Below are 24,121 nucleotides of genomic sequence, written 5' to 3'. Positions count from 1 at the left end.
GCCGGACCACGCGCAAAAGCGATGGAGTCAGTGTAGGTGCCGCGAGCCCGACGGAGAACGGCCGCGCGTCGGAAGTCATTCTTCCGCGCGGCGTACGAATCGCCGTTACGCTTTCTCCGCCACCTTGTGCACGCGCACGAAATGCTTACGCAGGCGCGGCACGGCGAAGTCGACGAACGCGCGCACTTTTGGGACGGCGAGGCGCCCCTGCGGCGTGATGACGTGCACGGGCATTGGAGGATGCTCATACTCGCGCAACACGATCTGCAACGTGCCGCGCTCGATCTCGTCGACCATGTGATAAGTCAGCATCCGCGCCACACCGTGGCCGGCCACGGCCGACGCAATTGCCGCACGAATCGAATTGACGATCAGTCGCGGCGTGAACTGCACCACCTGCGGCACCGACGCCCGCCCGCTCGCCGGAAAACGCCACGAGTCGATCCCGAAGTAGGTCATCGACACGATCTGATGCTTCGCTAGATCGGCGGGTGTCTCGATAGGCGCGTGCGATGCAAGATAGTCAGGCGACGCGGCAATCACCCGTCGGACTTCGCCAACCTGTGTCGCGACGAGCGATGAGTCGGGCAAATGCGCCACGCGTAGCGCCACGTCGATGCCTTCATCAATCAGGCTGACCGGAACGTCGCTCAACGCAAGCCGCACGGTCACGGCCGGATACCGTTCGATGAAGGCATCGACGATCTCCCGCATCAGCGTCTCGCCGGCGGCCAAGGGCGACGCAACGGTGAGCAAGCCGCGCGGGGCGGAGCGCTCGCCGGCGGCGAGCACGTCGGCTTCGTCCAGATCGAGCAGAATGCGCCGGCAGGCGGCGGCGTAGCGCTCGCCAGCGGCGCTCAGCCGGATGGTGCGCGTGGTGCGATGTAACAGGGCCGTGCCGGTATGGGCTTCAAGATACGCGATGGCGCGGCTCACGGCGGCGGCCGAGCGCCCCAGGCGGCGGGCGGCACCGGCGAGGCTTCCTTCGTCGAGGGTCGCGACGAAGACCTTCATCGCATCGATTCTGTCCATGAGCTTGGTGGGATGACGGTTTGGTAGTGACTTGAACGCGGGTGAACGGTTCGAATAGCTCGAATAGCCCGAACAGGGCGAATAGTGCTAGTAGAGCGTTTAGAGCGTTTAGAGCGTTTGACCGGGTTCCGTAAGGCTGTGTGTGGCCCAGCAACGGAGCCGATGGGCAAGATTACCCCTAAATCCGCCAATACGGCGACAATGGCGTTCGGATCAACCGCCGGAGTCCGAACGTATGATCACCGTCCATCACCTGAACAACTCCCGCTCGCAACGCGTGCTCTGGTTGCTCGAAGAGCTTGGCCTGCCGTACGAACTGCGCCATTACGCCCGCGACCCCAACACGATGCTTGCGCCACCGGAGCTTCGGCAGGTCCACCCGCTCGGGAAGTCGCCGGTTCTCACCGACGGTGACCTGACCCTGGCCGAGTCGGGCGCCATCATCGAGTATCTGGTCGATCGTTACGGCGAAGGGCGATTGGCCCCGCCGCGCGATACCCCCGAACGCCTGCGCTGGACCTACTGGCTGCACTACGCCGAAGGTTCCGCCATGCCGCCCTTGCTGCTCAAGCTCGTGGCGTTGCGCATCGCAAGCGCGCCCATGCCGTTTTTCGTCCGTCCCATCGCCCGCAAGATCAGCGGCACGTTGCAGTCGAGCTTTGTCGATCCGCAATTGGCGCTGCACTTCGGCTATGTGAACGACGAACTGGCGAAGACCGGCTGGTTCGTCGGCGACAGCTTCAGCGCGGCCGATGTCCAGATGAGCTTCCCGCTCGAGGCTGCGGCCGCGCGCGGCGACGCGAAGGGCCGTTGGCCGGCCATCGAAGACTTTCTCAAGCGCATTCATTCACGTGAGGCTTACCAGCGAGCACTCGCGCGTGGCGGCCCCTATGAACTGTTGAGTTGACGCGGCCACGCCAAGCCGTGTCAGTCATGCCCGAATCCGTTAGCTTCTTTCACCCCTGACATCACGACATCACTGACGTCCTACGCCACACACGACATCATGAAAACCATTGTCGCTTCGTTGCTCGCCACTGCCGCCGTCGTTCTGACGCCTGTCACCCACGCCGCAGAAGGCATGCCGCCCGTGCCCGGTGCCGCGTTGTCGGCGGCCGGTGCCGAAGGCCTCAACCCGTCTGCTACGCCGGTCCCCACGGTGTCCGCTGCCCAGATGGCCGCTAACAAACAGGCCGTCCTCGCGTTCTACGAGGCGGGTCTGAATCGCAAGGACTTCGAGGCGGCGCGCCAGTATCTGGGCGCGCAGTACATTCAGCACAATCCGAACGCGGCCGACGGCGTGGAAGGCTTCGGCAAGTTTCTCGATTTCCTGCGCAAGAACCAGCCCGATTCGCATAGCGATATCGTGCGCGCCTTCGCCGACGGGGATTACGTGATTCTGCACGTGCGCAAGGTGCCGCACCCGGGCGACGCGCCGATTGCCATCGTCGACATCTTCCGGCTCGACAAGGGCAAGATCGTCGAACACTGGGACGTGTCGCAGCAGGTGCCCGCCAAGACGGTCAGCGGCAACCCGATGTTCTGATCCGTATCACGGCTTGCCGTGATGCATCAGGTCTCGCCTGAAATCACCCGCTTGCAGTGTTCGAGATAGGCGGCTTCGTGCTCGCTCATCAGTTGCACGACGCTGTTCCAAAGCCACACGGGCGCGTCGATCGACTTCGAGCGGTTGCGTTGCAGTTCAGTGAGCCACGAGCGGCAGGTGGCATCGTCCATTTGCCGCGCGTGGGCTTGTCCGACCACGTGCGCGAGGTAGTACGCGATTTCGGCGGCGTCGTTGACGGTGAGCGTTTCGATGCTGAGCTTGAGATCCTGCGGCAGCAACTCGCGAATGATGATCGAGCGATCCATCATGCGCGCCGCGCGCATGCGGTCACCGAGAAACGGCGAGAGATGCTGCGCCCCTTTGACAACCCGCTCGGCGTTGTCGCGCGGCATGCGAACGCCGGGGTAGCGCGGCGCGGCGGCTTTTACGCCTTCCTTCAGATCCATCAGGCAGAGGTCGTCGCCTTGCACGACACCACCGTCCACATCCAGCAGTACCGCGTAGCGCAGCCGTCCCAGCGAACTGCACCCCTTGACCCAATACGCGGCGTCGAGCACTTCGACATGGCCGTCGTCTGGGCGCCCGCGTAAATCGGTCGCGAGACGCGCGATGGTTTCCCGCTGAAAGAGCGCGTCGATCTCGTTCTTCTCGGTCTTGCTCAGTGGCCAGAATCGCCGGCCGAGCGGAATCGTCGGACGGATATCCTCGATGCGCTCCAGTGCCAGATGTTTCCACGAGCGCTTGGTTGCCTGCCGCAAGATCAAATCGACCACTTTCGGGCGTTCGTAGTCATCTTCGGCGGCGGCGTTCTTCGTGCCCTTGGCGGACTTGCTGCTCGCCTTGCCTGCGCGCTTCCCGTTGCGCTTGCGCCCGTTCGAACTCTCGTCATCCGGGGCATCACCGCGCTCGAACGCCGACTCGTAGCCGTGCGTGAGCGCTTCGAGCATATGGATGACGGTAAGGCCGGAGAGGGACGAGCCGCGTGCGGCGCTCGCCAGTGACAACGCCAGCCGCACGAGATCGTGAACCGGGTTGCCGATGACGGTCTGATCGAGATCGCGAATATGGATTTCGACATGACCGCGTGCGTTGGCCAGCGGCCCGAGATTGCCAGTGTGGCAGTCACCGCAGATCCAGATGGCCGGCCCCTGCGGCAAATTGACGTCCGCGTTGCTTAGCCACTCATAAAAACGGATCGTACTGCCACGGACGTAAGCGTGAGGCGAGCGCGCCATCTTGCGCGCCCGTTCGCTGGTCAGACGCGCCATTCGCTCGTCCGGCGTGGCCCAACTGTGCTTTTTGCGGTGCTTGCCGTTTGCCATATCGTCAGCTCCCTGAGCGCACACCGCGCGGGCCACGGTGTTGAATCCTGGTCCCGCGCGGCGTTGCAGTGCCCTCAGTGTCAGCGAAATGGCAACTCAGTGGCAAGTCACCAGCGAATTCACCACATCGGCGAGCGTTGTGGTGCCTTGACGCGGCGTGCCTTCAAAACTGAGCCAGCCCGCGTTGAAGCCGTCGAGCATTTGCGTGCGCGGAATCGGGTTGCGCATGCCTTGCGCTTTGAAGCGGGCTTCCCATTCGGCACGCGGCACTTCGCGGGCTTCGATGGGGCGGCCAAGTGCAAGACCCAGCGCGTCGGCCAGTATCGCTGGCGATACCAGCGCGGGGCCAGCCAGCTCGATCACGCGTTTGCCTTCCCACGGCTCGCACAGCAGGTGAGCCGCCGTGCTGCCGACGTCGGCGGTCGCCACCATCGGGATCGCGCGATCCAGCGGCGTGAGATAGCTCTCGAGCACACCGTCAGTGCGGGCGCGCGCGACATCCCACGCGGCGTTCTCCATGAACCATGCCGCGCGCAGGAACGTGATCGGCAGGGGCAGGGCACCGAGGTGTTGCTCCAATGCCGACAACTGGGAGAGCAGGCTGGTTTGCGTGGCTTGCGCGCCCACGGTCGAAAGGCAGACGACACGCGCGGGACGCGCCGCTTGCAGCGCCTTCGATACCGCAGTAATGACGGCACGTGACTCGGCAAAGTCGGGCGACGGATCGAAGGTCGGCGGAAGCAGCACAAACACCGCCTCTGCACCGGTAAAGGCCCGGGTGAGCGCATTGGCGTCCGTCATATCGGCAAGTGCGACATCGCAACCGCGCGCCTGCCACGCCGCCCCCTTGGCGGCATTGCGCACCACGGCGCGCACTGCCTCGCCTTGGGCCAGCAACGTTTCGGCGAGGGCACCGCCGACTTGTCCGGTAATTCCTGTAATGGCGTACATCTCAAATCCTCTGAAAACTGCGGTCCACACCGCGTTGGACGCCATTGTCGGTACCTGCATAACATTTCGCGATAACATGAGTGTCATTTGATTCATGCCAAAATGGCATGAAACGCGACAGGTGGAGGCGCCACGACATGACAGGATTCGACGAACGCATGCTCAACGGCATGAGCGTTTTCGTAGCGATCGTGGAGGCGGGGAGCTTTGCCGCCGCGGGCGAACGTCTCGATATGTCTCAGCCGGGCGTCAGTCGTGCGGTGGCACGACTCGAAGCGCGGCTGGGCATCCGGTTATTCGACAGAACGACGCGGGTGGTCTCGTTGACGGACGAAGGGCGGCGCTTCTATGCGCAGGTCACGCCGTTGCTGGCAGGGCTGGAGGATGCAGTGGCAACCGCGTCGGGCGGGGCCACTGCCGTGCGCGGGCGATTGCGCGTGAACATCGACCCGTTCTTCTCGCGGTTGATCCTTGGGCCGAGCCTTGAGGCGTTCCTCGCGCAGCACGAAGCGCTTCGCCTTGAACTGATCACGCGCGACAGTCTGGGCGATCTGATCGCCGACGGCTTCGATCTGGCCGTGCGTTTCGGTGTCCCGCCCGATTCGACGCTCGTGGCGCGCAAGCTGCTCGATACGCCGATTCGAACGGTGGCCGCGCCGAGTTACCTGAAACGTTGTGGCCGTCCGCTCAAACCGGAAGACCTGTCGGGCGATGCGCACACGTGTATCGAATTCCGTGACCCGCAAACCGGCCGGCCGTATCCGTGGGAATTTCACCGCAAGCGCAAACAGCTAGTGGTTCCGACGCACGGCCGACTCGTCGTCAACGATGCCGGCACGCTGCTGAGTGCATGTCTTGCCGGTTACGGCGTTGCACAGGTCATGGGGTTCGGCACCGACGTTTGGCTTCAGAGCGGCGAACTGGTCGACCTGTTTCCCGACTGGCCCGATGAACGGTTTCCGCTGTATGCCTACCATCCGTCGCGTCATCATCCGCCCGCCAAAACACGGGCGTTTCTCGATCTTGTGACCTCGCTGACAGCGCAAGCCTGACCTCAGGGATCAAGCGTTGTCGCCACAAATCGTCGCGATCTGCTCGCGCAGCCAGCGATGCGCGGGGTCGACATCGCGTCGTGTGTGCCAGACCGCCTGAAACGCGAAGGCCGGAATCGGAAACGGTGGCGGGAAGCGTCTCAACTGCCGGTCGTGACGCAGATGTGCGACGGCCCGCTCGGCGACGGTGAGCACGAGATCCGTACCGGCGATCAATTCGGTGGCAACGCTCCAATGCGGCATCGCGACGGCGACGCGGCGAGTCTGCCCTTGCTCGGCGAGTGCCAGATCGATTTCGTTGGCGGTGTCCGGGCGCATCGCTACAAGCACATGAGGCCGTGCCAGCCACGCATCGAGCGTGAGTGCGCCGCGCGCTGGCAGGGTGGCCCGGTCGGCCACGCAGACGAACGATTCGTCGAACAGCGTCTGCGCCAGCAACTCGTCCGGCAGATCGTGAAACACCCCGAGCGCCAGATCGATTTCACCATCGAGCAACTGGGTCACCATCGCCTCGCGACTCGTCTGCGAGACCGCCAGATCGACTCCGGGTGCCTGCTCACGCAGGCAACGCGTCAACGCCGGGAGTGCTACCCGGGCACCGTAATCCGACAACGCGAGACGGAACGTACGGCGTGCGCGCCGGGCGTCGAATGCGGGGGCGTGCAATAGCCCCTGCAACTGGGCAAGTGCGCCATCGAGTGGCCGTTGCAGTTCCTGCGCGCGGGCAGTCAGCGCCAGAGCACCGTCGCGCCGCACCAGCAGCGGATCGTCGAAGATCACGCGCAACTGCCCGAGCGCATGGCTGACCGCTGGCTGGCTACGGTGCAGCCGAACCGCAGCGCGCGATACGTGGCGCTCCGCGAGCAACGCGTGCAGCGTCAACAACAGGTTGAGGTCGATCCTGCGCAAGTCATCCATTGGCTATCCATATGGCGAATAGTTTGCGTACGAATTTCGAATTTCCATTATTGGAATGGATGATGCACCCTCAAGGCAAGTCATGATTTACGCCAAAGGAGGTCACTTCATGAACGCATCTTTCGCTCCCTCGTTATCGCCTGCGGTCTTGTTGCCGCTGGTCGTCGCCATGCTGGCGGGTGCCGTCGTGCCGTTTCAGGCAGGCAGCAATGCAGCGCTCGGCCGCGCGCTGGGTCATCCGTTGTGGGCCACGGTGGCATCGTTGCTGGTCAGCCTGATCGTCATCCTGCCGGTGTTGATCGGCATGCGCGCCGGCGTGCCCGATCTCGGCAAGGCGGCCGGCGGGCCGTGGTGGCTGTGGATCGGTGGCATCGCCGGGGTGGCTTACATCACGGCAGCACTGATCCTGACACCCCGGCTCGGCGCGGCAAATTTCATCGTCTGTGTGGTGGCAGGGCAGGTGGTCGCGTCGCTCGTCATCGATCACTTCGGACTGATGGGGCTGGCGCAGAAACCTGCCAACCTTGCCCGTATCGCCGGCGTTGGCTTGATCGTCGCCGGCATGCTCGTGGTGCAGTGGGGCACGAGCGCGCCGGTGAAGTCGATGGCCGGGCAGGCCGTCGGCTCGTAAGCCCGCCTGCCGCCGCTCACCTGTCCGTGGTCACTCACCCGCCGTCATGCAGCGTTCGCAGCGCCTGCCCCGAACTGCGCATCGACGGCCGCCACGGCATCCACCAACTGCTGTGCCAGTGCGGGCGACGCGCTGGTCATCGGCGCACGCAGTACGTCGGCCAGCAAGCCCTCGCGCGCCAGCCACGCCTTCACCGGACCGGGATTCGCCTCGGCGAAGAGCAGCCGCACCACCGGCATCAATGCATGAAACAGCACCCGCGCTACATCGAGTTGCTGCGCCTGCACGGCACGATATAGCGCGACGAAATGCGACGGACGGCAATGCGACGACGCGATGATCGCGCCGTGGCCGCCCATCGAGAGGGTCGAGAGCAGTTGGTGATCTTCACCAGCGAGTACCGACAAGCGTCCGTCCGCGATCAGGGCCTGCGTCGTGGCGGCATTGCCACCGCAGTCCTTGATGCCGCGAATGTTGCCATGCCCCGCCAGCGTCAGCAGGGTGTCGAGCGTTAGCGTCGAGCCGGTGCGATACGGAATGTCGTAGAGCACGAGCGGCGCACGCGAGCGGTCAGCCAGCGCGTGGAACCAGTCGATGAGCCCCGCCTGCGACGGCCGGATGTAATACGGCGCAGGCGCCAGCACGCCCGCGAGCGGCAGCGCATTGAAGGCATCCAGCCGTGCCAGCGTGTGGCCCAGGTGATTGCCCGCGAGTCCGGCGATCACGGGCAGGTCGCCCGCCTCGGTCAGCACGGTGTCGAACACGGCGAGTTGCTCCGCGTCGTCAAGCGCGGCAGCTTCGCCGGTCGTGCCGCAGATCACCAGACCGGCAATCCCCGAGCGGCGATAGTGGGCGACCAGCCGGCGCAGCGCGGCGTGGTCGACCGGCGCGTCGGCGGTGTTCGCGCTACCGGGCAGAAAAGGTGTGACGAGCGGCACCCAGATCCCGCGAAACGCCGGCGTTTGGCCGCGTGATGCGAGTTGTGCCGTGGATTGCGAGGCCGGATGTGAAGCCGGATTTGAAGCCGACCCGGTAGCGGCGTGCGATGTGTGTGACGGCGTGTCCTGCATGAATGTCTCCTGACAGTTCCAAAACGACAAACGTGTGATGACCTGTACGGCAAACCGTTCAGCAGGACGACGTGAATCGCGAGACGCGTGGGGAATTACAGGGCAGGCGGGCGGGGTGCGCAAGGGCGCGGGCGGGACTGCCGGGTCCACGTGGCTATTCCGTCGCTCAACTGACGGAACAGCACGCTCCGGTCAGTTGAGCGACTGTTTTTTAGCTTTGACGAACGCGCCCGGCTGCCGCGTGGCGGCAACGCTTACTGCGTTCAAGAGAAGGGCGCTGAAATTCGTCATGCGGTGACTCTATACGCAGCGCGCGTGTGACGTCAAGCGCGTCGTCGTAAAAGATCACAGTGCGCGACGCGTCTCCCGGCAACCAGCGCCGGCACGACCCGGCATTGAAACTTTGTAGCGGCGGGCGGCACTGCATAGAAAAGTTCGATCACGTGATGACGAACGGTGCCGTTGAATACGTAGTCGAACGGGCATCTATCGTCGCCATCCGTTGTCGTCAACCTTGGGAGGACAGAATGCAGACACGACACCTCAACATGTCCGGCGCGTGCCTCGCCGCCGCAACCTTGTTGTTCAGTACGTGGACGTTTGCGCAGGAACTACCGAAAGGAGAGCCCGCACAGGGCGGCGGCGATGAGATTGGCGTCGCTGGTGGCGGCGTCGACGTAACACACGCCGCAGCACAAGCCCAACGCACCGCGCAGCCGCCCGCCGGTCTTGACGCCGAGTTTGTCGACAAGGCGCAGCAAGCAGGCAAGGCCGAAGTGCAGGCCAGTCAGGTCGCGGTGCAGCGCTCCACCAACCCCGCCGTCAAACGTTTCGCGCAGCAGATGGTCTCCGACCATAGCAAGGCGAATGAAGCGCTGCGGCAACTCGCCGCGAAGAAGGGCGTGAGCGTTCCCAACGACACCGCCGTCAATCCCGACATCGAGGCGCTCAAGCAGAAGAAGGGACACGCGTTCGATGTGGCCTACATGGCGCTGGCGGGGCCGGATGCGCACGAGCAGGCCGTCCAGCTTTTTTCGCTCGAAGCGGATAAGGGACAGGACTCAGACTTGCGCGGATTCGCACGTCAGACGTTGCCTACAATTCGCCACCATCTCAGCGAAGCCCGCGAAGTTTCCGCAAAAGTCGAAATGGGGAAATAAGGCGATGTCGCTGCGTCAGACACCCCGGGTGGCCGCCAGCAACTGCCCGCACAGCTGCATCGCGACATCGCGGCCGGTGATGTTGGTGAAGCCGAGGAGCAGACCCGAGCGCGTCGGAAGACGGGCGCGTGAGGTCCCTGATACCGCACTCATCTGCCAATTGCTGACAGCCTGTACCGCGAGTCCGTGTTGCTGTGCGGCGGCCACCAGCGCCTTGTCATTGCGCCCGCGTGGCAGGCTGGCCAAGGCATGGATGCCGCCCGCTTGCGGCGCAACGCCGAGCGTGTCGTCAAACACGTGCGACAGCGCGTCGACGAGAAAGCCGCGCCGCTCGCCGTAGAGCGCACGCATCTTTCGCAAGTGCCGGGCGAAGTGGCCTTGTGCCATGAAGTCGGCGACAGTGGCCTGCAACAGAATCGAGCCCGGGCCGGGCAGGTGCCTCGCCGCATCGCGAAACCGGTCGATTTGCGATGCAGGCACAACCAGATACGCCAGCCGAAGCCCCGGGAACAACACCTTGCTGAAGGTGCCTGTGTAGAGCACACGGTCGTCGCGGTCCAGACTCTTGAGTGCGGGCAGGGGGCGGCCGTGGTAGCGAAACTCGCTGTCGTAGTCGTCTTCCACGATCCACGCGTCGCGCTGGCTGGCCCACTCCAGCAGTTGGAGCCGACGCGGCAGCGACAGCGTGACGCCCGTCGGACTCTGATGCGTGGGCGTGACCACGGCAAAGCGCGCGTTGCCCGCGTGCTTGAGGCCTGCGGCCACGTCGAGACCTTCCTCATCGACCGGTACTGGCGCCAGACGCATACCGGCGCGTTCGAGAAAATGCCACGCGAATAAATAACCGGGGTCTTCATACCAGCCGGTATCGCCGGGGCTCAGCAGCGTGCGGCAGACCATTTCGAGCGTGCCAAGGTGTCCTGCGGTGACAAAGACCTGCTCATGTGTGCAGGCAATGCCACGCGAGATGCCCAGATAGGTGGCAATGGCGCGGCGCAACGGATCGTAGCCGGTGATATCCGGGTAGATCAGTGCGGCGGTATCCATGACCCGCGCATTGCGGGCTGCCAGTCGTGACCACGTCTTGCGCGGAAAGGCATCGAGCGCGGGCAAGCCCAACTGGAACGGGCGGGGTGTCGCGACCGCCGGTGCGCTCCGTGGCGCGGTGTTGGCAGCAGTGGCGGGCGGCGGTGGCGCGGTGGCTGGCCCGGGCTCGCCAAGGCTTTCAAGGCGGGGCGAGATGAAAGTGCCCGCGGCGCCGCGCGCGGTGAAATAGCCTTCGCTGGTGAGCATCTGATAGGCCAGCTCGACGGTGCCCCGCGCCAGATTCAGTTCGCTGGCGAGGCTGCGCACGGAAGGCACGCGCTCACCCGGACGCAGCTTGCCAGCCGCAATCACGTCGAGATAGCGCCGGTAGAGTTGCAGATAAATCGGGGCGTCCTGCTCCCGGCTCGGCGTCAGCTCAGTCAGCTCATGCAGTTCCATGTGCGATGTCCTAGTCGATCAGTCAATTCTTGTATCTGTTCGATGGGACATGATTTTCCTAAAGTATGGGTACCGCGACAAGCAAATTCCACTTGGAGTCAGTCATGAGCACCCTTCGTTTGCCGTATTACACCCTGTCCGCCGAAGCCTATCAGGGGTTCGCCGCCACCAAGAAAGCGCTGTCGAAAAGCACGCTGGGCAAGCCGCTGGTCGAATTGGTCTACCTGCGCATTTCGCAGATCAACGGCTGTGCGTTCTGTCTGGAGATGCATTCGAAGGCGCTGCGCTCGGACGGCATGGCCGATGCCAAGATCGACAGTCTGGCCGGCTGGCGTGTGAGTTCGCATTTCGACGCGCGCGAGCGTGCCGCGCTGGCGTGGACCGAATCGCTGGTGGATGTGGCGCATACCCATGCGCCGGATGAAGATTTCACGCCGCTGAAGGCGCATTTCAGCGATGCCGAAATCGCCGATCTGAGCTTCGCCGTTGCGCTGATGAGCGCGTTCAACCGTCTGGCGATCGGTATGCGCCAGTAAGTGAGGCGGCTTACCCCAGCGTCTGCGTCGGCCAGACCATCTCGATCTCGATGGCGATGGAGCGGGCCAGTCCGTCGAGATCGGGGAATAGCGAGGCGTTGGTGACGTTCATGCGGTACAGCCACTTCATCGCTTCGGCCCGTAGTGCAACGGGCAGCACGATCTTGCGCAGCAACGGCTCTTCGCTCTCGTAACCATCGAGAATGCGATGCAGCGGGCGGTCGATCACGCCGGGCACGACGAACGTGCCCGATTGCGCGATCAGCCGTCCATCCATCTCTTCGGGCTCGCCGAACCACACCACCTCGTTGTCGTTACTGAGGAAGTACTTCTCCATATTCCCCTTCACGCGCGGGTCGATCGTGTCGCGGGTGAGCCACGGGGCATGACGCGGCCGGGCGCTGTCGTCATAGAGCGCGGGCGTGTTCAGGGCGAAGATGGCCGCGTCGCTCGTCGCGCGCTCCAGTGCGAAGAAGGCCGCCACGAACGGCGATTTGGTGAAGTCGAGCATGCGTGTCGGCGCACCGTGGTGCTGCATCAGGCCGAGGCAACGCAGGTCGTCGTGCAGCATCTCCGGCAGCTTGACGTGGTTGAGCGCCTTGCGGCGGAAGATGCGAATCGCCCGGGCTTCGCGGCTGCGCCATTGCTCCTTGTCGGAGACATAGGCGTGCAGATACCGCGACAGCGAGCTTTGCGGATGCCAGCGGGCGTCCTGCTGGCCGCGAAAGGCCCACCCTTCGAAACGGGAGGACAACTCCATGAAATCCTTCCAGCTCGAAATGACGGTGGTTTCCATGGCGGACGCAATCCTTGTAGTGGCCTTCTTATTGGGGTGAAGCGCCATGCCCCCGGCAAGCGGGACATAGCGTCGGCCACTATAGTACGGCGCGTGTGACAGCTCAAGCGCGTCGCCTTATTTCGATGCGGCGCTCTCCCATCAGTTGCCCGCCACGACCGAAACGATTTGCGCCCCAAGATACAGCCCGACGCCAAATACGCCGTGGGTCATCAGGCTGCGCAAACGTGCCTGCGCAGGGGCGGGTGTCTTCGATGCGGCCACGCCAGCGCCGAAGGCGGGTTGCATGACGAAGAACGGCACGGCGACGGTAGCGATGCCGAAAGCCAGTGCGGGCAAGATTGTCGGCGCCTGAAGCCAGCCCGGCCCGGTCAGCGCAACGAGGCACACGCCAAAGCCCGCGCCGATGGCGTAATGCGCGAACCAGCCTAGCGCGCGTTCCCCGGCAACCGGTGTAGCTCGCCCGATACCCGCGTGCGCGAATCGCCCTGCGGGCATGTGCCCCAGCCAGCGCCCAACCATGGCGTAATCCAGCGATGCCATGCCAAACAGGCGGCGCAGCAGCCATGCCCAAAAGTCCACCGCCACCGTGGCGAGCACGCCGATCGCTGCGGCTTGGACAGCCAGCGCAAGCCAAGTTGAAGTCATGTCTGAAATCTCTCTCTCGTAGGCGTTGAGACGGCGGCAACCTGCGCGCCGTGATTGAGGCACTATACGAACTCAAGTCAACTTGAGGTCAAGCGGAGTGACTGACATGACACTGGACATTGGGGAAGTGGTCGAGCGTGCGGGCGTGCCGCCGTCGACCTTGCGGTACTACGAAGAGAAGGGATTGATCGCCGCGACGGGCCGTCACGGCTTGCGCCGTCAGTACGACGACTCGGTACTTCAGACGCTGGCGCTGATCGCACTGGGCCGCACGGCGGGATTCTCGCTGGATGAGATTTCAGGCATGTTGATGCCCAAGGGAAAGGCGAGCATCGACCGGATACGGTTGCAAGAGAAAGCCGACGAGATCGACCGCACGATCCGGCGGCTGAGCGCGTTGCGCGACGGCTTGCGTCACGCCGCGCAATGCCCGGCGACCGAGCATCTGGCGTGCCCGCAGTTCCGGCGGTTGATGAAACTGGCAGGCACGCGGCGCGTGGCACATGAGCCGCAGGTACTGGCACGCGCCAAGCCCCGCGTTTCCTCCCGGGCGACAAGCACCAAGGGCGATTGATCGCCCCGGTGCTTGCATCCTTATTGCATCGGGCAGACCGCCGAGAGACTCCCCGGTGCTTCCGGCGCGGCATGCAATGCCGTTTGCGTGGCCGGTGTGCCGATGAGCGCCATCAACCCGCAGGCCAGCGACCCCCGCCAGTGGAAATAGTCGTGGCCCGTGGGCGTCGAGGCATACATCACGCGATAGCCCTTGGCGCGCAACACGTCGCGCATGTGCCGGCCTGAAGTGCCGATGCCGGTCGGTCCACGCCGGTCTTCGAATTGCCCCGACTCCAGATAGAACGTCACCGGCAGCTTCGGCCCATTCGCATACTGACGAATCAGCCAGCCCGTCTCGCGCGTGGCCGTATCGCCCTGCGACGGCGCCCACCAGTACGAACCCGACTGCGACAACACGTTGCCGAACCACTGCGGTGCCTGTGACGCCGCCCACGCCGACGCGAGGCCGCCGTAGCTCGATCCGGCCACCACCGTGCGCGCTGCGGGTGCTGACACGCCTTGCGCCTTCGCCCACGGCATTAACTCATCGGCGAGAAAGCGGGCAAACGCCGGGTTGGGTGGCAGTTCCTTGCCGCGTGTGTTGCCATCGATGACGCCGACAATCAGTGCGGCCGTGCGCGGAATCCGGCCTTCGGCAATCAGGTTGTCCAGAATCACCGGCGTGGGCACGGTGTTCACATAGGCGTGCGCATCGAAGACGACGAGCAGGCCTTGCGCCTCATCTCCGGCGCGATAGCCTGCCGGCCGATACACGTAGACGTCACGTGTGTTGCCGAGTGCTGCGCTGGTGAAGCGTGTCGCCTGCACCGTGCCGGCCGGCACGTTGTCACGCCGTGCGATCCACGGTTGCGGCGGCGCGCCGGGCAGGGTGACCGACGACTTGGTGTTGCGCTTGCCGTCAAAGCTCTCGACTTCGAACGGATGACGGTTAAGCGGATCGACCTGCAAGGTCTTCAGGATGGCGCGACGGCGTTCCATGGCCGTGCCCTCGATGTCCGGCACGTCGGGCGCGAGCTGATACGAGAGGCGTGTGCTGGCGGGCACGACGTAGCTGCGATACCAGACATCGCTGCTGCCGAGTTGACGCATGTCGTCGTAATCACCCGACGGCGCGCCGAGAATGCGTACGCTGCGCGGGTGGCCGCGCCAGAGGAACGTGACCAGCGATGTGTTCTCGGTCTCGCGGCCGAGCAGCGAGGCGGGTTCGTCGCCGGTGACTGCACCGGCAGGCACGGTCTCGATCAGTGGCGTTCCCTTGATGCTCACGTCCTGCCAGAAGGCATCCGTATTGGCGCCGGAGCCGCCAGCACATAGCGTCGCATTCAGTGCCAGCAGACGCGGGCTCACAAGGCCAAGTCGATACTTGGGCGCTGCCGGGTCGCCCGCGCAGGCGCCTTGCGGCGGGGCTGGTGCCACGTTCACTGGTGCAGCATGCGTCGCATGGACAGCGAGCGAGAGGAAGAGTGCGGCAGCGGCGCTGGCGGCCTGCGCTGCACGAGGTGTCTGAGGTGTCGAAGGTGTCGGATGAGTCATGTCGAACCTCAGAAGTCGATGCTGGTCGAGAGCTTGACCGTGCGGGGGGCGTTCTGAATCACGTAACCGTCGTTGAACGTGCCCGACCACGCGATGCGGTTGGTCACGTTTTCAACGGCAGCACGGAACACGACGGCCTTGCCGTACACGCGGGTGGCATAGCGCGCGCCGATGTCATAGCGCGTAAAGCCGCCGATGCGCTGCGTGTTCGACGAGTTCACGTATTGGGCGCTGGTCGTGATCATGCGGCCCGAGACCGTTACGCCGGGCACCCACGGCAGGTCCCATTCGGTGCCGAGGTTTGCGGTCCACTTGGGCACGCCGTACGGGGTGTTGCCGTTGTAGAGATTGCCGGCTGTCTTGGTCAGCTCGCCACGGGTGTACGCCACGCCGCCCAGCACACGCCAGTGCGGCGTGAATTCTCCGAACAGATTCCATTCCACGCCCCGGTTGCGTTGTTCGCCGTCCGGGTTGTAGGTGTTGGTCGCCACGTCCTTGATCATGCTCGGCTTGGTGATCTGGAAGAACGACAGCGTGTTCGAGAAGCTGCCGGCATCCCACTTCACGCCGACTTCCGCCTGCTTGCTGCGGTACGGCGCAAAGATTTCACCGTAGTTGGCGGCGCTCACGTCGGTGACCATGCCGCCTTGCGTGAGACCTTCGATGTAATTGGCGTAGAGCGACACATTCGGCCCGAATGGCTTGAGCACAACACCGAACGCCGGGGTGATGGCGTTCTCGTCATAGCTCGACGTCTGCTTGCCGGTAGCGGCCGCAAACGCCTGCGCCCGCACGCGCTGACTGCGCACCCCGGCGATCAAGGTGACGCGGTCTTGCCAGAACGACATCGTGTCGGCCAGCCCGAAGCTCGACAGCGTGGTGGTCGACGTCTTGGGCGCACTGCCCGGGTCTTTGGCCAGCGCCGGATTGACTGGCGCGTAGATGTTCGAGTTGTAGTTGGCGCTCGTGGTGAAGACGTTGCCGCTCGTGATATCGAGCGAGGTCGCCGAGAGTGTCAGTTCGTGCTTGACCGGCCCGGTGCGGAACTTGGTTCGCACACCGGCATCGAGCGAGAGCGTGTCGGTCCAGCCGCGCTGGAAATACGTGGCGCCGGTGTAGCTGCCGTCCGGTTTGATCGGGCCCGTGCGCGTACCGGTAATGAACCCGGAGTAGCGGTAGCTGAGCGCGCCGATGCCGGCGTATGCCGTGATGGCGTCGGTCACGTCCACTTCACCGCGCAGTTGCACACCGGTGCTTTCGATATCGCCGAACTCGCCGCGCAGCACGTTGGTGCCGGCCGAGGGCGGGGCAACAACCTTGGTCGCGAACGTTGCCATCCACGGGCTGCCGCCTCTGAATTTCTCCGTGTCGGTGTAGACATCGAGGCCGAAACGCGCGCGGTCGGTTTTCAGGTCAAGGGCCAGCGAGCCGAACTGGCGTTGCTTGTTCTGGCCGTCGAGCGTGGTGCGTCCGTCGCGCAGCGAGCCGTTGAAGCGGATGCCGAACTCCTCGTTGTTGCCGAAGCGGCGCCCGACGTCGGCCTGCACGCCGAACTGCGAGTCGGACAGATAGTCGGCCGTGATGCGCGCCAGCGGCGCACTCTCGGCTTTCTTCGTCACCACGTTGATGGCGCCGCCCACAGCGCCCGACGGCGACATGCCGTTAAGCAGCGCGTTTGGGCCCTTGAGCACTTCCACGCGTTCGATGAATTCGACCGGCAGGTGGCCGTAAGGCGACACGCCGTACATGCCATTGAGCGAGACTTCGTCGGCCGTCAGCGGAAAGCCGCGAATGCTGAAGTTCTCGTACATGTGGCCGCTCGACGTGGTGAAGCGCACCGAGGGGTCGTTATCGAGCACATCGGCGAGCGTGGTCGCCTGCTGGTCCTGAATCGTCTTCGCGGTGTAGGACGTGATGCTGAACGGCACGTCCATGTAGTCCTTGTTGCCGAGCAGGCCGAGGCGGCCGCCGCGCGCGACTTGACCGCCGTCATAGGCTTCCGGGAGTCCGACCGCCTGCGCCACGACATGAGTGGTCGGCAGCAGCACGCCGCCTTCGGCACCGGGCGTCGCGGCGGCGCTGTCTTGCGCAGCGGCGCGCAGGGTGTACACGCCGTTGCTGCCGCGCATCGCCTGCAACTGATGCGGCGCGAGCAGTTGATGCAGCGCGTCGTTCAGCGTGTAGTCGCCGTTGATGCCCGGGCTTTGCCGTCCTTGCGTGAGTGAGGCGTCCACGGCCAGTTCGATGCCGGCTGCGTTGGCGAAGCGGTTCAGCACCGCGTCGAGCGTGCCGGGGGCGACTTGCCAAGCGCGTCGCACCTCGGAGGCGGCTTGAGCCGACGGCGCCGCGGCGGGGGCGGCGTTTGCGTGTGAGGCAGCACCGGCGGCGGCAAAGGCGATGAGCAGAGCAATCGCCGGACGCAGAGCGGCGGCAGAGGCGGTAGGGCGCAAGGGAACGGCTTCGGAAATCAACATCGGCATGCCTGTTGGTTCGGATCAAGGGATACCGGCGGCGGTTGCGGTGACACGAAGTCACACGTTGGCGCCGGTGCATGCTTGGTATTCCGAACGAGATCGGCAAACCCGCAATCGAAAATGCAAAAAAGTTGAAATATTTTTTGAGAGGCGGCGCTCCCGCTGCTGCACCGCCTGCTGTACCCGCTACTTCGCCTTGACGGTCACCCAGTAGCGGGTGCGATACACCGTTTCGACCGGCAGGCCGACAGCCAGACTGGCCAGCGCGCGGTCGGTATCGGCCAGCGAGAACACGCCGCTCACGCGCAGATCGGCGACGGCGGCGTCGCAGCGCAGCACGCCATGCCGGTAGCGGGCAAGCGTGTCGACGAGATCGCCAAGGCGAATGCGCTCGACGATGAGCTGGGTGCGCGTCCATGCGTCTGCGTCGGCGTTGGCGGCTTCGGGCGGGTCGATCGCATCCGCCGAGAACCGTGCGAGCTGTCCGGCATCGAGTCGCTGCGTGCGACCGGTCTCGGCGGTACGCACGAGCACGATGCCGTCATAGACGGCGACCTGCGTGCGCTCGCCCTCGTCCCGTACCGAGAAGCGGGTGCCGATGTCGCGAATTTCGCCTTGGCGCGTCGCGACGATCAGTGGCACGTGCGAAGCGCCGGAGGCGGTTTCGATGCAGATTTGTCCGCGTCGCAACGTAATACGCCGTTCGCCGGGCGTCATGCGAACGTCGACCGCCGATGCGGTGTCGAGCCACAAACGCGTGCCGTCGGCGAGCACGAGGCTGCGAACTTCTCCAACCCCGGTGGCGTAATCGGCGGCGGCGTATTCCCAGACGGAAGACCGCTGGAGCGCATAACCGGCGCCCGCGAGCGTGAGGAAACCGCCGAACACGCGCAGTGCGCGACGGCGTCCGGCGGATGAGACGCGTGGCGTGGGGCGGGCGGTCAACGTGTCGAACGCGACGCGTGACGGCACCGTCTCAAACTTGCGGCCAATGGCGCCGAGCCGTTGCCAGGCGCGCTCGTGATCGGGATGTGCGGCCCGCCAGCGGTCGCACGCGGCAACATCGTCGGCGCTTGCCGAACCGGACCAGAGCCGCGCCAGCCAGACACTGGCCCGTTCAATCACTTCGGGGGAGAGCGGTGCCTGAGGTGCTTGCTGCGAGGCGGATGCTGGAGAAGCCGGGCGGCCTGCGCTCATGTGTCACTCCCGTATTGCACGGCATAGCATTCGCGCAGGGCGTGTGCGATGTACTTCTCCACGGAGGAAACGGAGACCTGCAACCGTTCGGCAATCTCGCGGTATTCGAGCCCTTCGAGCTTGCACAGCAAAAAGGCAGTGCGCGCCTTGGTCGGCAGGCGGTGGAGCAGGGTGTCGATTTCAATGAGGGCTTCGAGCACGAGCGCACGGGTCTCGGGCGAGGGCGCCACTGGCTCCGGCAGGGCGGCCAGCGTTTCCAGATAGGCCGCTTCGATATCCCGACGGCGAAACAGGTCGATCACCAGACAGTTGGCGATGCGGGCGAGATAGCGGCGGGAGTCTTCGGGTTGCGGCGCGCGTCCGCTCGAGAGCACGCGCAGATAGGTGTCATGCGCCAGATCGGCCGCGTCGAGCGTACTGCCCAGTTTCTTGCGTAACCAACCACGCAGCCAGCCGTGATGATCGCTATAGAGCGCACTCACCTCGCGCTGAAAATGACTTTCCATGATTCCCCGTGTTCGCATGGCGCGAATGCCTCGGACAACGCCTTAGCGTGCTCGGGACAGACCGCTTGCGCGGCCAGCCAACGGCGGGATTGCGCTTCTCTGCGAATGATAATGATTCTTATTTATTCTAATCGGGAATGACGGGGCGACGCAATAGGCGTGACAGGCGATACGGGTGAGGCGGGCGCGGCGCGTGGGACATTACGGCGCGATCAAGCCAAGCCCGATGGCGCGGGCGACGGCGGCGCGGCGATTGGTGGCGCCGAGCTTCTTGACCGCATTGGTGAGATGAAAGGTCGCCGTGCGCTCGGAAATGGCGAGAATGCGCGAGGTCTCCCAAGCGGTCTTGCCCGCAGCGGCCCATTGCAGACATTCGGTTTCGCGGGGCGTGAGGTGGATCGCGGGCGGTGCACTGGCGCTGGAGCCGATCATGTCCTGAAGGCGAACCAGCGTGAGGAGAGCGAGTTGTGCGAGTGCAAGGGCGGGCGCGTCAGCGCTATGGGGTGCCTCGGCGACGCCGGACGTTTCACGCGCCAACGCCGCGATGGCTTTGTCGATGGCGGTGTCGAGCAGGCGGTATTGGGGTTGTTGGCGAAGCGTCTTGCGAAGGCCGTCGGTCATGGCGTCTCACGAATCAGAGAGTGTCGATACCCTCTATTCGGCGTGCCGGGAGAAAAGCGGAAGAATTTTCGCGATGAATGTTTCGTTTCTGCGCGTCACGCCGCCCGCGCCGGTGCCAACTGCTGCGTGAGCGTTGCGAGCACGTCGTCTTGCGAGAGGTCTGACGTATCCACCGTGACATCGGCCAGCCGGTACAGGGCCTCACGGGCGTCGAGCATGCGGTGGATATGGTCGAGCGCTTCTTTGCGCAGGGCTTCGGTGGCGATACGGGCGTCGTTCTGCTGCATCACGCGCTGGAAGTGCACTTCGGGACGGGCCTTCATCCATACCGTTCTGAATGTTCGCAGCACCCGCTCGTATGTAGCCGCTTCGGAGACGATGCCGCCGCCGGTGGCGAGCACCACATGCTCGTGCCCGGCAATGATTCGCTCGATGCACTGGCGCTCGATGCGGCGCATGGCCGCCTGACCGTACAGCGTGATGACTTCGCCGATGGCGATGCCCGCTTCGCGCTCAACTTCTTTATCCAGTTCGATGAACGGTGCCCCAATGGACGCTGCCAGTCGAGGCCCGAGTGTGGATTTGCCCGCGCCGCGCAAGCCGATCAGCGCGATACGGTGGCCGCGTGCGGGCACGCCGACAGCGCCGGGCGTCACAATCTGGCGTCGCAGGCGGGACAGTGCCTCGGGCGATTGCTGGCGAAGATACTCAACCAGCATCAACAGATCGCCGTCGTAGGCCATGCGCTCGGCGACCAGCGTTTCGACGGCGACGTTCAAGGCGTCGGCCAGCTTGTGCAGCACGGTGAGCGACACATTGCCCGTGCCGGCTTCCACGCGCGCGAGATAGGGCAGCGAGACGCCCGATTGCGCCGCGAGTTGTTTGCGCGTCATGCCGCGCTGGGCGCGCAACGTGCGCACCCGCTGCGCCAACGAAGCCAGCCGCGACGCGACGGTGGCGTCGACAGCGGCGTCACTGGCATCAACAGTTTCGGCAGCGTCGGACAGGCGTTTGACCATGGCTAGATAAGGGGGCGATAGCCCCTCTGGGAATTTCCGATAAATATACTATGAGATATCACGCTGGCGATGCGTGATGTTGCCCAAAGACGTGCATACGTTGCCTGAAAATGCATTAAATTGCCTAATAGGCGAAATGATCCCTGTTAACCCTGAATTGCATTGCACAAGTCGCGCAAGATGAAAAATATCTTATAAGATACTTTTCACGATTTGGAGCTGATGCAAAACATGACCTATCCCCACCTGCGAGTGCGCGTCGACGACGCCATCGCGTATGTCGAACTCGACCGCGCCGCCAAGCGCAACGCCTTGTGCAATGCCGCCATCGATTCGCTGGACGCGGCCTTTCGCGATTTCGACGACAGCGTGCGTGCCGTTGTGCTGACGGGCGCCGGCGAACACTTCTGTGCCGGGCTCGATCTGGCGGAGAACAGCACCCGCGATCCGCTTGACGTACTGCGTGTCTCCCAGCGCTGGCACAAGGTCTTTCACGACATGCAGTTCGGTGGCCGTCCGATCGTCGCGGTGCTGCAAGGCGCGGTGATCGGCGGTGGCCTCGAACTTGCGCTGGCCGCCCATGTGCGTGTCATCGAGCGCAGCGCATTTTTCCAATTGCCTGAAGGCAAGCGCGGCATCTTCGTCGGCGGCGGCGCGTCGGTACGCGTCGCGCGTATTCTTGGTCCTGACCGGATGACGGAAATGATGCTGACCGGCCGCCGCTACGACGCCGTGGACGGCGAACGGCTTGGCCTTGGCCACTATCTGGTCGATGCGGGAGCAGGACTCGCGCTCGCATCGCAACTCGCCCGCGAGACGGCGGCCAACAGCCCGCTGTCGAACTGGGCGACGATTCACGCACTCTCGCGCATTCACGACATGTCGATGGCCGACGGCTTGTTCACCGAGTCAGTCACCAGTGCGCTGATGCTTGCCACGCCGGAAGCGCGCGAGCGGATGGAACGATTCCTCGGCGGCGCATGACGCTGACGCCTGCCGAGCCGCCCAAACCCGGGCGGCATGCCTTCAGGAGACGAATGTGAAATACGACAGCATTGAACAGGTCGCCGTCATCGGCACCGGTGTGATCGGTGCGAGCTGGGCGGCTTACTTTCTCGCGCGCGGCCTGCGCGTGTCGGCTTGGGACCCGGCGCCCGGCGCGCGCGAGCGGCTTCGCGAGACCGTCGACGCGCATTGGCCGACGCTGGTTCGCATCGGCCTCGTCGCCGACGCGTCACGCGACGCCCTGACGTTTCACGACACCCTCGAAGGGGCGTTGCAAGGCGCGGACTTCGTGCAGGAGAGCGGCCCGGAGCGCGAAGACCTGAAACAGGATCTCTTTCGCCGCATGGACGCGGCGCTGCCGCCGTCGGTGATGATCGCATCGAGTTCGTCGGGTTTGCTGATGAGTCGCGTGCAGTCGGTGTGTCAGCACCCCGGACGTGTAGTGCTTGGCCATCCGTTCAATCCGCCGCACCTGATCCCGCTGGTCGAGGTCATTGGCGGAGAGCAATCGTCGGCCGAGGCCATCGCTACTGCAATGCAGTTCTATCTCGCGATCGGCAAGCGTCCGATCCACGTGCGCAAGGAGGTCAAGGGCCACATTGCGAATCGCTTGCAGGCGGCGCTCTGGCGCGAGGCGATTCATCTGGTCGATACCGGCGTGGCGTCGGTGGCCGACATCGATGACGCCATCGCCTACGGCCCGGGGCTGCGTTGGGCAGCGTTCGGTCCGTTCCTGAACTTGCATCTCTCGGGCGGCGCAGGCGGCATCGGTCATCTGCTGGAACATCTCGGGCCGCCGATCGAATCATGGTGGGCCGATCTGGGCGAGCCAACGCTGACCGACGAGCTCAAGGCCCGCATCGTTGCTGGTGTCGACGCCGAACTGGCCGGACGCGGCAACGCGCGCATCGAAGCGCAACGCGACGCGGTCATTCTCGGCATTCTCGCCAACAAGCCATAAGTCGCAAGTCGAACGTCGTCGGTCAAAAAACGATAAGCCGTAAACCGGGCTGCCTCGCGAAGCCGTCGCGCCCGTACACATCAGGAGACAGGCATGAGCAAACCGAAGGTCATCGTCACCATCGCGCCCACGGGCGGCATGGCGTACAAATCGCAGAACCCCCATCTGCCCACGCAGCCCGACGAGATCGCGCGCGATGTCTACGACTGCTACAACGCGGGTGCCAGCGTCGTGGCGATCCATGCGCGGCGTCCGGGCGACGACGGCGCTACCTGCGACCCGGCGATCTATCGCGACATCAACCGCCGCATTCGCGACAAGTGCGACATCGTCATCAACAACTCCACCGGCGGTGGCGTGCACGGCGACATGATCGGCCAGCACGACAGCGGCTACTGGGAAATCCTCTGGGAAGAGCGCCTCAAGGGCATGGATGCCGGCGCCGAGATGTGCACGCTGGACGCCACCACGATCATCGCGAGCTTCGGCGGCAAAGAGCTGCTGATGCATACCTCGCCCGAGCGCTCGAAGCATCTCGCCATCGAGATGAAGAAGCGCGGCATCAAACCCGAGTGGGAAGTCTTCAGCCCGACGCACATCGTGCAGGATCTGGCCACGCTCACGGCAGCCGGCTTCGACGATGAGCCGTTCTTCGTGAATCTGGTGCTGGGCGTGCATCGCGGTTTCCAGAACGCCATGCCGTACACGCCGCGCGTGTTGCAGTCGATGGTCGATCTGTTGCCCAAGGGCAGCATCTTCTGCGTGAGCGGTATCGGTCCGGCGCAACTGCCGTCGGCGATGAATTCGCTGCTGCTCGGCGGCCATGTCCGTGTGGGACTGGAAGACAACCTGTACTACGAGCAAGGCGTGGTCGCGACCAACCAGCAACTGACCGAGCGCGTCGTGCGTCTCGTTCGCGAGATGGGCTATGAACCGGCGACCCCGGCCGAAGCCCGCGAAATCATGGGCCTGCCGCGCAATCGCGAAGTGTTGCCGGAGTTTGCCGTGCGTTGATGTTTCGTCGCGCGTCGCACGCTGTACGGCCCCAAAAATACAAGACA

General features: G+C 64.4%; 24 protein-coding genes. 10 read left to right on the top strand and 14 right to left on the bottom strand.

Annotation, left to right across the window (positions count from 1 at the left end; all coding sequences use genetic code 11):
* Positions 1-105 precede the first annotated feature (105 nt).
* Complete coding sequence (locus CDV44_RS09300; RefSeq protein WP_087687764.1) at positions 106-1,032, bottom strand: LysR family transcriptional regulator; 927 nt, start codon at positions 1,030-1,032, stop codon at positions 106-108.
* Positions 1,033-1,267: 235 nt separating this feature from the next.
* Between CDV44_RS09300 and CDV44_RS09295 the strand changes: the two genes are divergently transcribed.
* Together CDV44_RS09295 and CDV44_RS09290 are read left to right on the top strand one after the other, a co-directional pair.
* Entirely contained in the window at positions 1,268-1,939 is a 672-nt protein-coding gene (locus CDV44_RS09295) for a glutathione S-transferase (protein ID WP_058378450.1), read from the top strand.
* A 174-nt stretch (positions 1,940-2,113) separates the two neighbouring features.
* Entirely contained in the window at positions 2,114-2,578 is a 465-nt protein-coding gene (locus CDV44_RS09290; RefSeq protein WP_087687989.1) for a nuclear transport factor 2 family protein, read from the top strand.
* 26 nt (positions 2,579-2,604) lie between these two features.
* On the opposite strand, the gene CDV44_RS09285 is transcribed toward CDV44_RS09290, so the two are convergent.
* Positions 2,605-3,921 (bottom strand): DUF2252 family protein, encoded by a 1,317-nt coding sequence (locus CDV44_RS09285; RefSeq protein WP_087687763.1) that lies wholly within the window; start codon positions 3,919-3,921, stop codon positions 2,605-2,607.
* 96 nt (positions 3,922-4,017) lie between these two features.
* Positions 4,018-4,872 (bottom strand): NAD(P)H-binding protein, encoded by an 855-nt coding sequence (locus CDV44_RS09280; protein WP_087687762.1) that lies wholly within the window; start codon positions 4,870-4,872, stop codon positions 4,018-4,020.
* A 137-nt stretch (positions 4,873-5,009) separates the two neighbouring features.
* Here CDV44_RS09280 and CDV44_RS09275 point away from each other — a divergent pair, with 137 nt between their 5' ends.
* The gene (locus CDV44_RS09275; protein WP_087687761.1) at positions 5,010-5,924 is read left to right on the top strand and encodes a LysR family transcriptional regulator; all 915 of its coding nucleotides are present in this window, start codon (positions 5,010-5,012) and stop codon (positions 5,922-5,924) included.
* A 9-nt stretch (positions 5,925-5,933) separates the two neighbouring features.
* Here CDV44_RS09275 and CDV44_RS09270 read toward each other — a convergent pair whose 3' ends face one another.
* Positions 5,934-6,842, bottom strand: coding sequence for a LysR family transcriptional regulator (locus CDV44_RS09270; RefSeq protein ID WP_087687760.1), 909 nt, complete (start codon positions 6,840-6,842; stop codon positions 5,934-5,936).
* Between the two features lie 109 nt (positions 6,843-6,951).
* On the opposite strand from CDV44_RS09270, the gene CDV44_RS09265 reads away from it, so the two are divergent.
* On the top strand, positions 6,952-7,473 hold the full coding sequence (locus tag CDV44_RS09265) for a DMT family transporter (protein ID WP_087687988.1): 522 nt from the start codon (positions 6,952-6,954) through the stop codon (positions 7,471-7,473).
* Between the two features lie 44 nt (positions 7,474-7,517).
* Here CDV44_RS09265 and dapA read toward each other — a convergent pair whose 3' ends face one another.
* On the bottom strand, positions 7,518-8,543 hold the full coding sequence (gene dapA / locus CDV44_RS09260) for a 4-hydroxy-tetrahydrodipicolinate synthase (RefSeq protein WP_087687759.1): 1,026 nt from the start codon (positions 8,541-8,543) through the stop codon (positions 7,518-7,520).
* Between the two features lie 350 nt (positions 8,544-8,893).
* On the opposite strand from dapA, the gene CDV44_RS09255 reads away from it, so the two are divergent.
* Entirely contained in the window at positions 8,894-9,703 is an 810-nt protein-coding gene (locus CDV44_RS09255; RefSeq protein ID WP_249277471.1) for a DUF4142 domain-containing protein, read from the top strand.
* Between the two features lie 15 nt (positions 9,704-9,718).
* Here CDV44_RS09255 and CDV44_RS09250 read toward each other — a convergent pair whose 3' ends face one another.
* The gene (locus CDV44_RS09250) at positions 9,719-11,188 is read right to left on the bottom strand and encodes a PLP-dependent aminotransferase family protein (RefSeq protein ID WP_087687757.1); all 1,470 of its coding nucleotides are present in this window, start codon (positions 11,186-11,188) and stop codon (positions 9,719-9,721) included.
* A gap of 104 nt (positions 11,189-11,292) precedes the next feature.
* Here CDV44_RS09250 and CDV44_RS09245 point away from each other — a divergent pair, with 104 nt between their 5' ends.
* On the top strand, positions 11,293-11,724 hold the full coding sequence (locus CDV44_RS09245) for a carboxymuconolactone decarboxylase family protein (RefSeq protein WP_087687756.1): 432 nt from the start codon (positions 11,293-11,295) through the stop codon (positions 11,722-11,724).
* Positions 11,725-11,734: 10 nt separating this feature from the next.
* Here CDV44_RS09245 and CDV44_RS09240 read toward each other — a convergent pair whose 3' ends face one another.
* Positions 11,735-12,520: an FRG domain-containing protein gene (locus CDV44_RS09240; protein ID WP_058378458.1), complete on the bottom strand. Its 786-nt coding sequence runs from the start codon at positions 12,518-12,520 to the stop codon at positions 11,735-11,737.
* A gap of 141 nt (positions 12,521-12,661) precedes the next feature.
* Entirely contained in the window at positions 12,662-13,168 is a 507-nt protein-coding gene (locus CDV44_RS09235; protein ID WP_087687755.1) for a DUF2938 domain-containing protein, read from the bottom strand.
* A gap of 106 nt (positions 13,169-13,274) precedes the next feature.
* On the opposite strand from CDV44_RS09235, the gene CDV44_RS09230 reads away from it, so the two are divergent.
* A complete protein-coding gene (locus CDV44_RS09230) occupies positions 13,275-13,742 on the top strand; it encodes a helix-turn-helix domain-containing protein (protein WP_087687754.1) in 468 nt (155 codons plus the stop codon).
* Positions 13,743-13,762: 20 nt separating this feature from the next.
* Here the strand turns inward: CDV44_RS09230 and CDV44_RS09225 are convergent, their stop codons facing one another.
* The 6 genes from CDV44_RS09225 to CDV44_RS09200 all read right to left on the bottom strand — a co-directional run bounded on the left by CDV44_RS09225 (position 13,763) and on the right by CDV44_RS09200 (position 21,094).
* The gene (locus tag CDV44_RS09225; RefSeq protein ID WP_087687753.1) at positions 13,763-15,277 is read right to left on the bottom strand and encodes an alpha/beta hydrolase-fold protein; all 1,515 of its coding nucleotides are present in this window, start codon (positions 15,275-15,277) and stop codon (positions 13,763-13,765) included.
* Positions 15,278-15,285: 8 nt separating this feature from the next.
* The gene (locus CDV44_RS09220; protein WP_249277470.1) at positions 15,286-17,757 is read right to left on the bottom strand and encodes a TonB-dependent receptor; all 2,472 of its coding nucleotides are present in this window, start codon (positions 17,755-17,757) and stop codon (positions 15,286-15,288) included.
* A 180-nt stretch (positions 17,758-17,937) separates the two neighbouring features.
* A complete protein-coding gene (locus CDV44_RS09215) occupies positions 17,938-18,948 on the bottom strand; it encodes a FecR domain-containing protein (protein ID WP_087687752.1) in 1,011 nt (336 codons plus the stop codon).
* Positions 18,945-19,454 (bottom strand): sigma-70 family RNA polymerase sigma factor, encoded by a 510-nt coding sequence (locus CDV44_RS09210; RefSeq protein WP_087687751.1) that lies wholly within the window; start codon positions 19,452-19,454, stop codon positions 18,945-18,947. The genes CDV44_RS09215 and CDV44_RS09210 overlap by 4 nt, the downstream gene beginning before the upstream one ends.
* A 201-nt stretch (positions 19,455-19,655) precedes the next feature.
* The gene (locus CDV44_RS28660; protein ID WP_087687750.1) at positions 19,656-20,075 is read right to left on the bottom strand and encodes a helix-turn-helix domain-containing protein; all 420 of its coding nucleotides are present in this window, start codon (positions 20,073-20,075) and stop codon (positions 19,656-19,658) included.
* Between the two features lie 95 nt (positions 20,076-20,170).
* Positions 20,171-21,094, bottom strand: a complete 924-nt coding sequence (locus CDV44_RS09200) for a helix-turn-helix transcriptional regulator (protein ID WP_087687749.1) — start codon at positions 21,092-21,094, stop codon at positions 20,171-20,173.
* Positions 21,095-21,325: 231 nt separating this feature from the next.
* On the opposite strand from CDV44_RS09200, the gene CDV44_RS09195 reads away from it, so the two are divergent.
* The 3 genes from CDV44_RS09195 to CDV44_RS09185 all read left to right on the top strand — a co-directional run bounded on the left by CDV44_RS09195 (position 21,326) and on the right by CDV44_RS09185 (position 24,074).
* Positions 21,326-22,078, top strand: coding sequence for a crotonase/enoyl-CoA hydratase family protein (locus tag CDV44_RS09195; RefSeq protein WP_087687986.1), 753 nt, complete (start codon positions 21,326-21,328; stop codon positions 22,076-22,078).
* Positions 22,079-22,133: 55 nt separating this feature from the next.
* Complete coding sequence (locus CDV44_RS09190) at positions 22,134-23,060, top strand: 3-hydroxyacyl-CoA dehydrogenase NAD-binding domain-containing protein (RefSeq protein WP_087687748.1); 927 nt, start codon at positions 22,134-22,136, stop codon at positions 23,058-23,060.
* 93 nt (positions 23,061-23,153) lie between these two features.
* The gene (locus CDV44_RS09185) at positions 23,154-24,074 is read left to right on the top strand and encodes a 3-keto-5-aminohexanoate cleavage protein (RefSeq protein WP_087687747.1); all 921 of its coding nucleotides are present in this window, start codon (positions 23,154-23,156) and stop codon (positions 24,072-24,074) included.
* Positions 24,075-24,121 lie beyond the last annotated feature (47 nt).

The organism is Pandoraea sp. PE-S2R-1 (assembly GCF_002179865.1).
GTDB lineage: Bacteria > Pseudomonadota > Gammaproteobacteria > Burkholderiales > Burkholderiaceae > Pandoraea.
Note: the sequence above shows the minus strand (reverse complement) of the source record. Positions and strands in the feature narration are given on the sequence as shown.

Bases quoted from the DNA above. Each gene is read 5' to 3' on its own strand.
- CDV44_RS09290 (WP_087687989.1), top strand. From the start codon at position 2,114: ATGCCGCCCGTGCCCGGTGCCGCGTTGTCGGCGGCCGGTGCCGAAGGC.
- CDV44_RS09235 (WP_087687755.1), bottom strand. From the start codon at position 13,168: ATGACTTCAACTTGGCTTGCGCTGGCTGTCCAAGCCGCAGCGATCGGC.
- CDV44_RS09215 (WP_087687752.1), bottom strand. From the start codon at position 18,948: ATGAGCGCAGGCCGCCCGGCTTCTCCAGCATCCGCCTCGCAGCAAGCA.
- CDV44_RS09230 (WP_087687754.1), top strand. From the start codon at position 13,275: ATGACACTGGACATTGGGGAAGTGGTCGAGCGTGCGGGCGTGCCGCCG.
- CDV44_RS28660 (WP_087687750.1), bottom strand. From the start codon at position 20,075: ATGACCGACGGCCTTCGCAAGACGCTTCGCCAACAACCCCAATACCGC.
- CDV44_RS09285 (WP_087687763.1), bottom strand. From the start codon at position 3,921: ATGGCAAACGGCAAGCACCGCAAAAAGCACAGTTGGGCCACGCCGGAC.
- CDV44_RS09240 (WP_058378458.1), bottom strand. From the start codon at position 12,520: ATGGAAACCACCGTCATTTCGAGCTGGAAGGATTTCATGGAGTTGTCC.
- CDV44_RS09280 (WP_087687762.1), bottom strand. From the start codon at position 4,872: ATGTACGCCATTACAGGAATTACCGGACAAGTCGGCGGTGCCCTCGCC.
- CDV44_RS09270 (WP_087687760.1), bottom strand. From the start codon at position 6,842: ATGGATGACTTGCGCAGGATCGACCTCAACCTGTTGTTGACGCTGCAC.
- CDV44_RS09220 (WP_249277470.1), bottom strand. From the start codon at position 17,757: ATGCCGATGTTGATTTCCGAAGCCGTTCCCTTGCGCCCTACCGCCTCT.
- CDV44_RS09275 (WP_087687761.1), top strand. From the start codon at position 5,010: ATGACAGGATTCGACGAACGCATGCTCAACGGCATGAGCGTTTTCGTA.
- CDV44_RS09195 (WP_087687986.1), top strand. From the start codon at position 21,326: ATGACCTATCCCCACCTGCGAGTGCGCGTCGACGACGCCATCGCGTAT.
- CDV44_RS09265 (WP_087687988.1), top strand. From the start codon at position 6,952: ATGAACGCATCTTTCGCTCCCTCGTTATCGCCTGCGGTCTTGTTGCCG.
- CDV44_RS09225 (WP_087687753.1), bottom strand. From the start codon at position 15,277: ATGACTCATCCGACACCTTCGACACCTCAGACACCTCGTGCAGCGCAG.
- CDV44_RS09185 (WP_087687747.1), top strand. From the start codon at position 23,154: ATGAGCAAACCGAAGGTCATCGTCACCATCGCGCCCACGGGCGGCATG.
- CDV44_RS09295 (WP_058378450.1), top strand. From the start codon at position 1,268: ATGATCACCGTCCATCACCTGAACAACTCCCGCTCGCAACGCGTGCTC.
- CDV44_RS09245 (WP_087687756.1), top strand. From the start codon at position 11,293: ATGAGCACCCTTCGTTTGCCGTATTACACCCTGTCCGCCGAAGCCTAT.
- CDV44_RS09210 (WP_087687751.1), bottom strand. From the start codon at position 19,454: ATGGAAAGTCATTTTCAGCGCGAGGTGAGTGCGCTCTATAGCGATCAT.
- CDV44_RS09250 (WP_087687757.1), bottom strand. From the start codon at position 11,188: ATGGAACTGCATGAGCTGACTGAGCTGACGCCGAGCCGGGAGCAGGAC.
- dapA (WP_087687759.1), bottom strand. From the start codon at position 8,543: ATGCAGGACACGCCGTCACACACATCGCACGCCGCTACCGGGTCGGCT.
- CDV44_RS09300 (WP_087687764.1), bottom strand. From the start codon at position 1,032: ATGGACAGAATCGATGCGATGAAGGTCTTCGTCGCGACCCTCGACGAA.
- CDV44_RS09200 (WP_087687749.1), bottom strand. From the start codon at position 21,094: ATGGTCAAACGCCTGTCCGACGCTGCCGAAACTGTTGATGCCAGTGAC.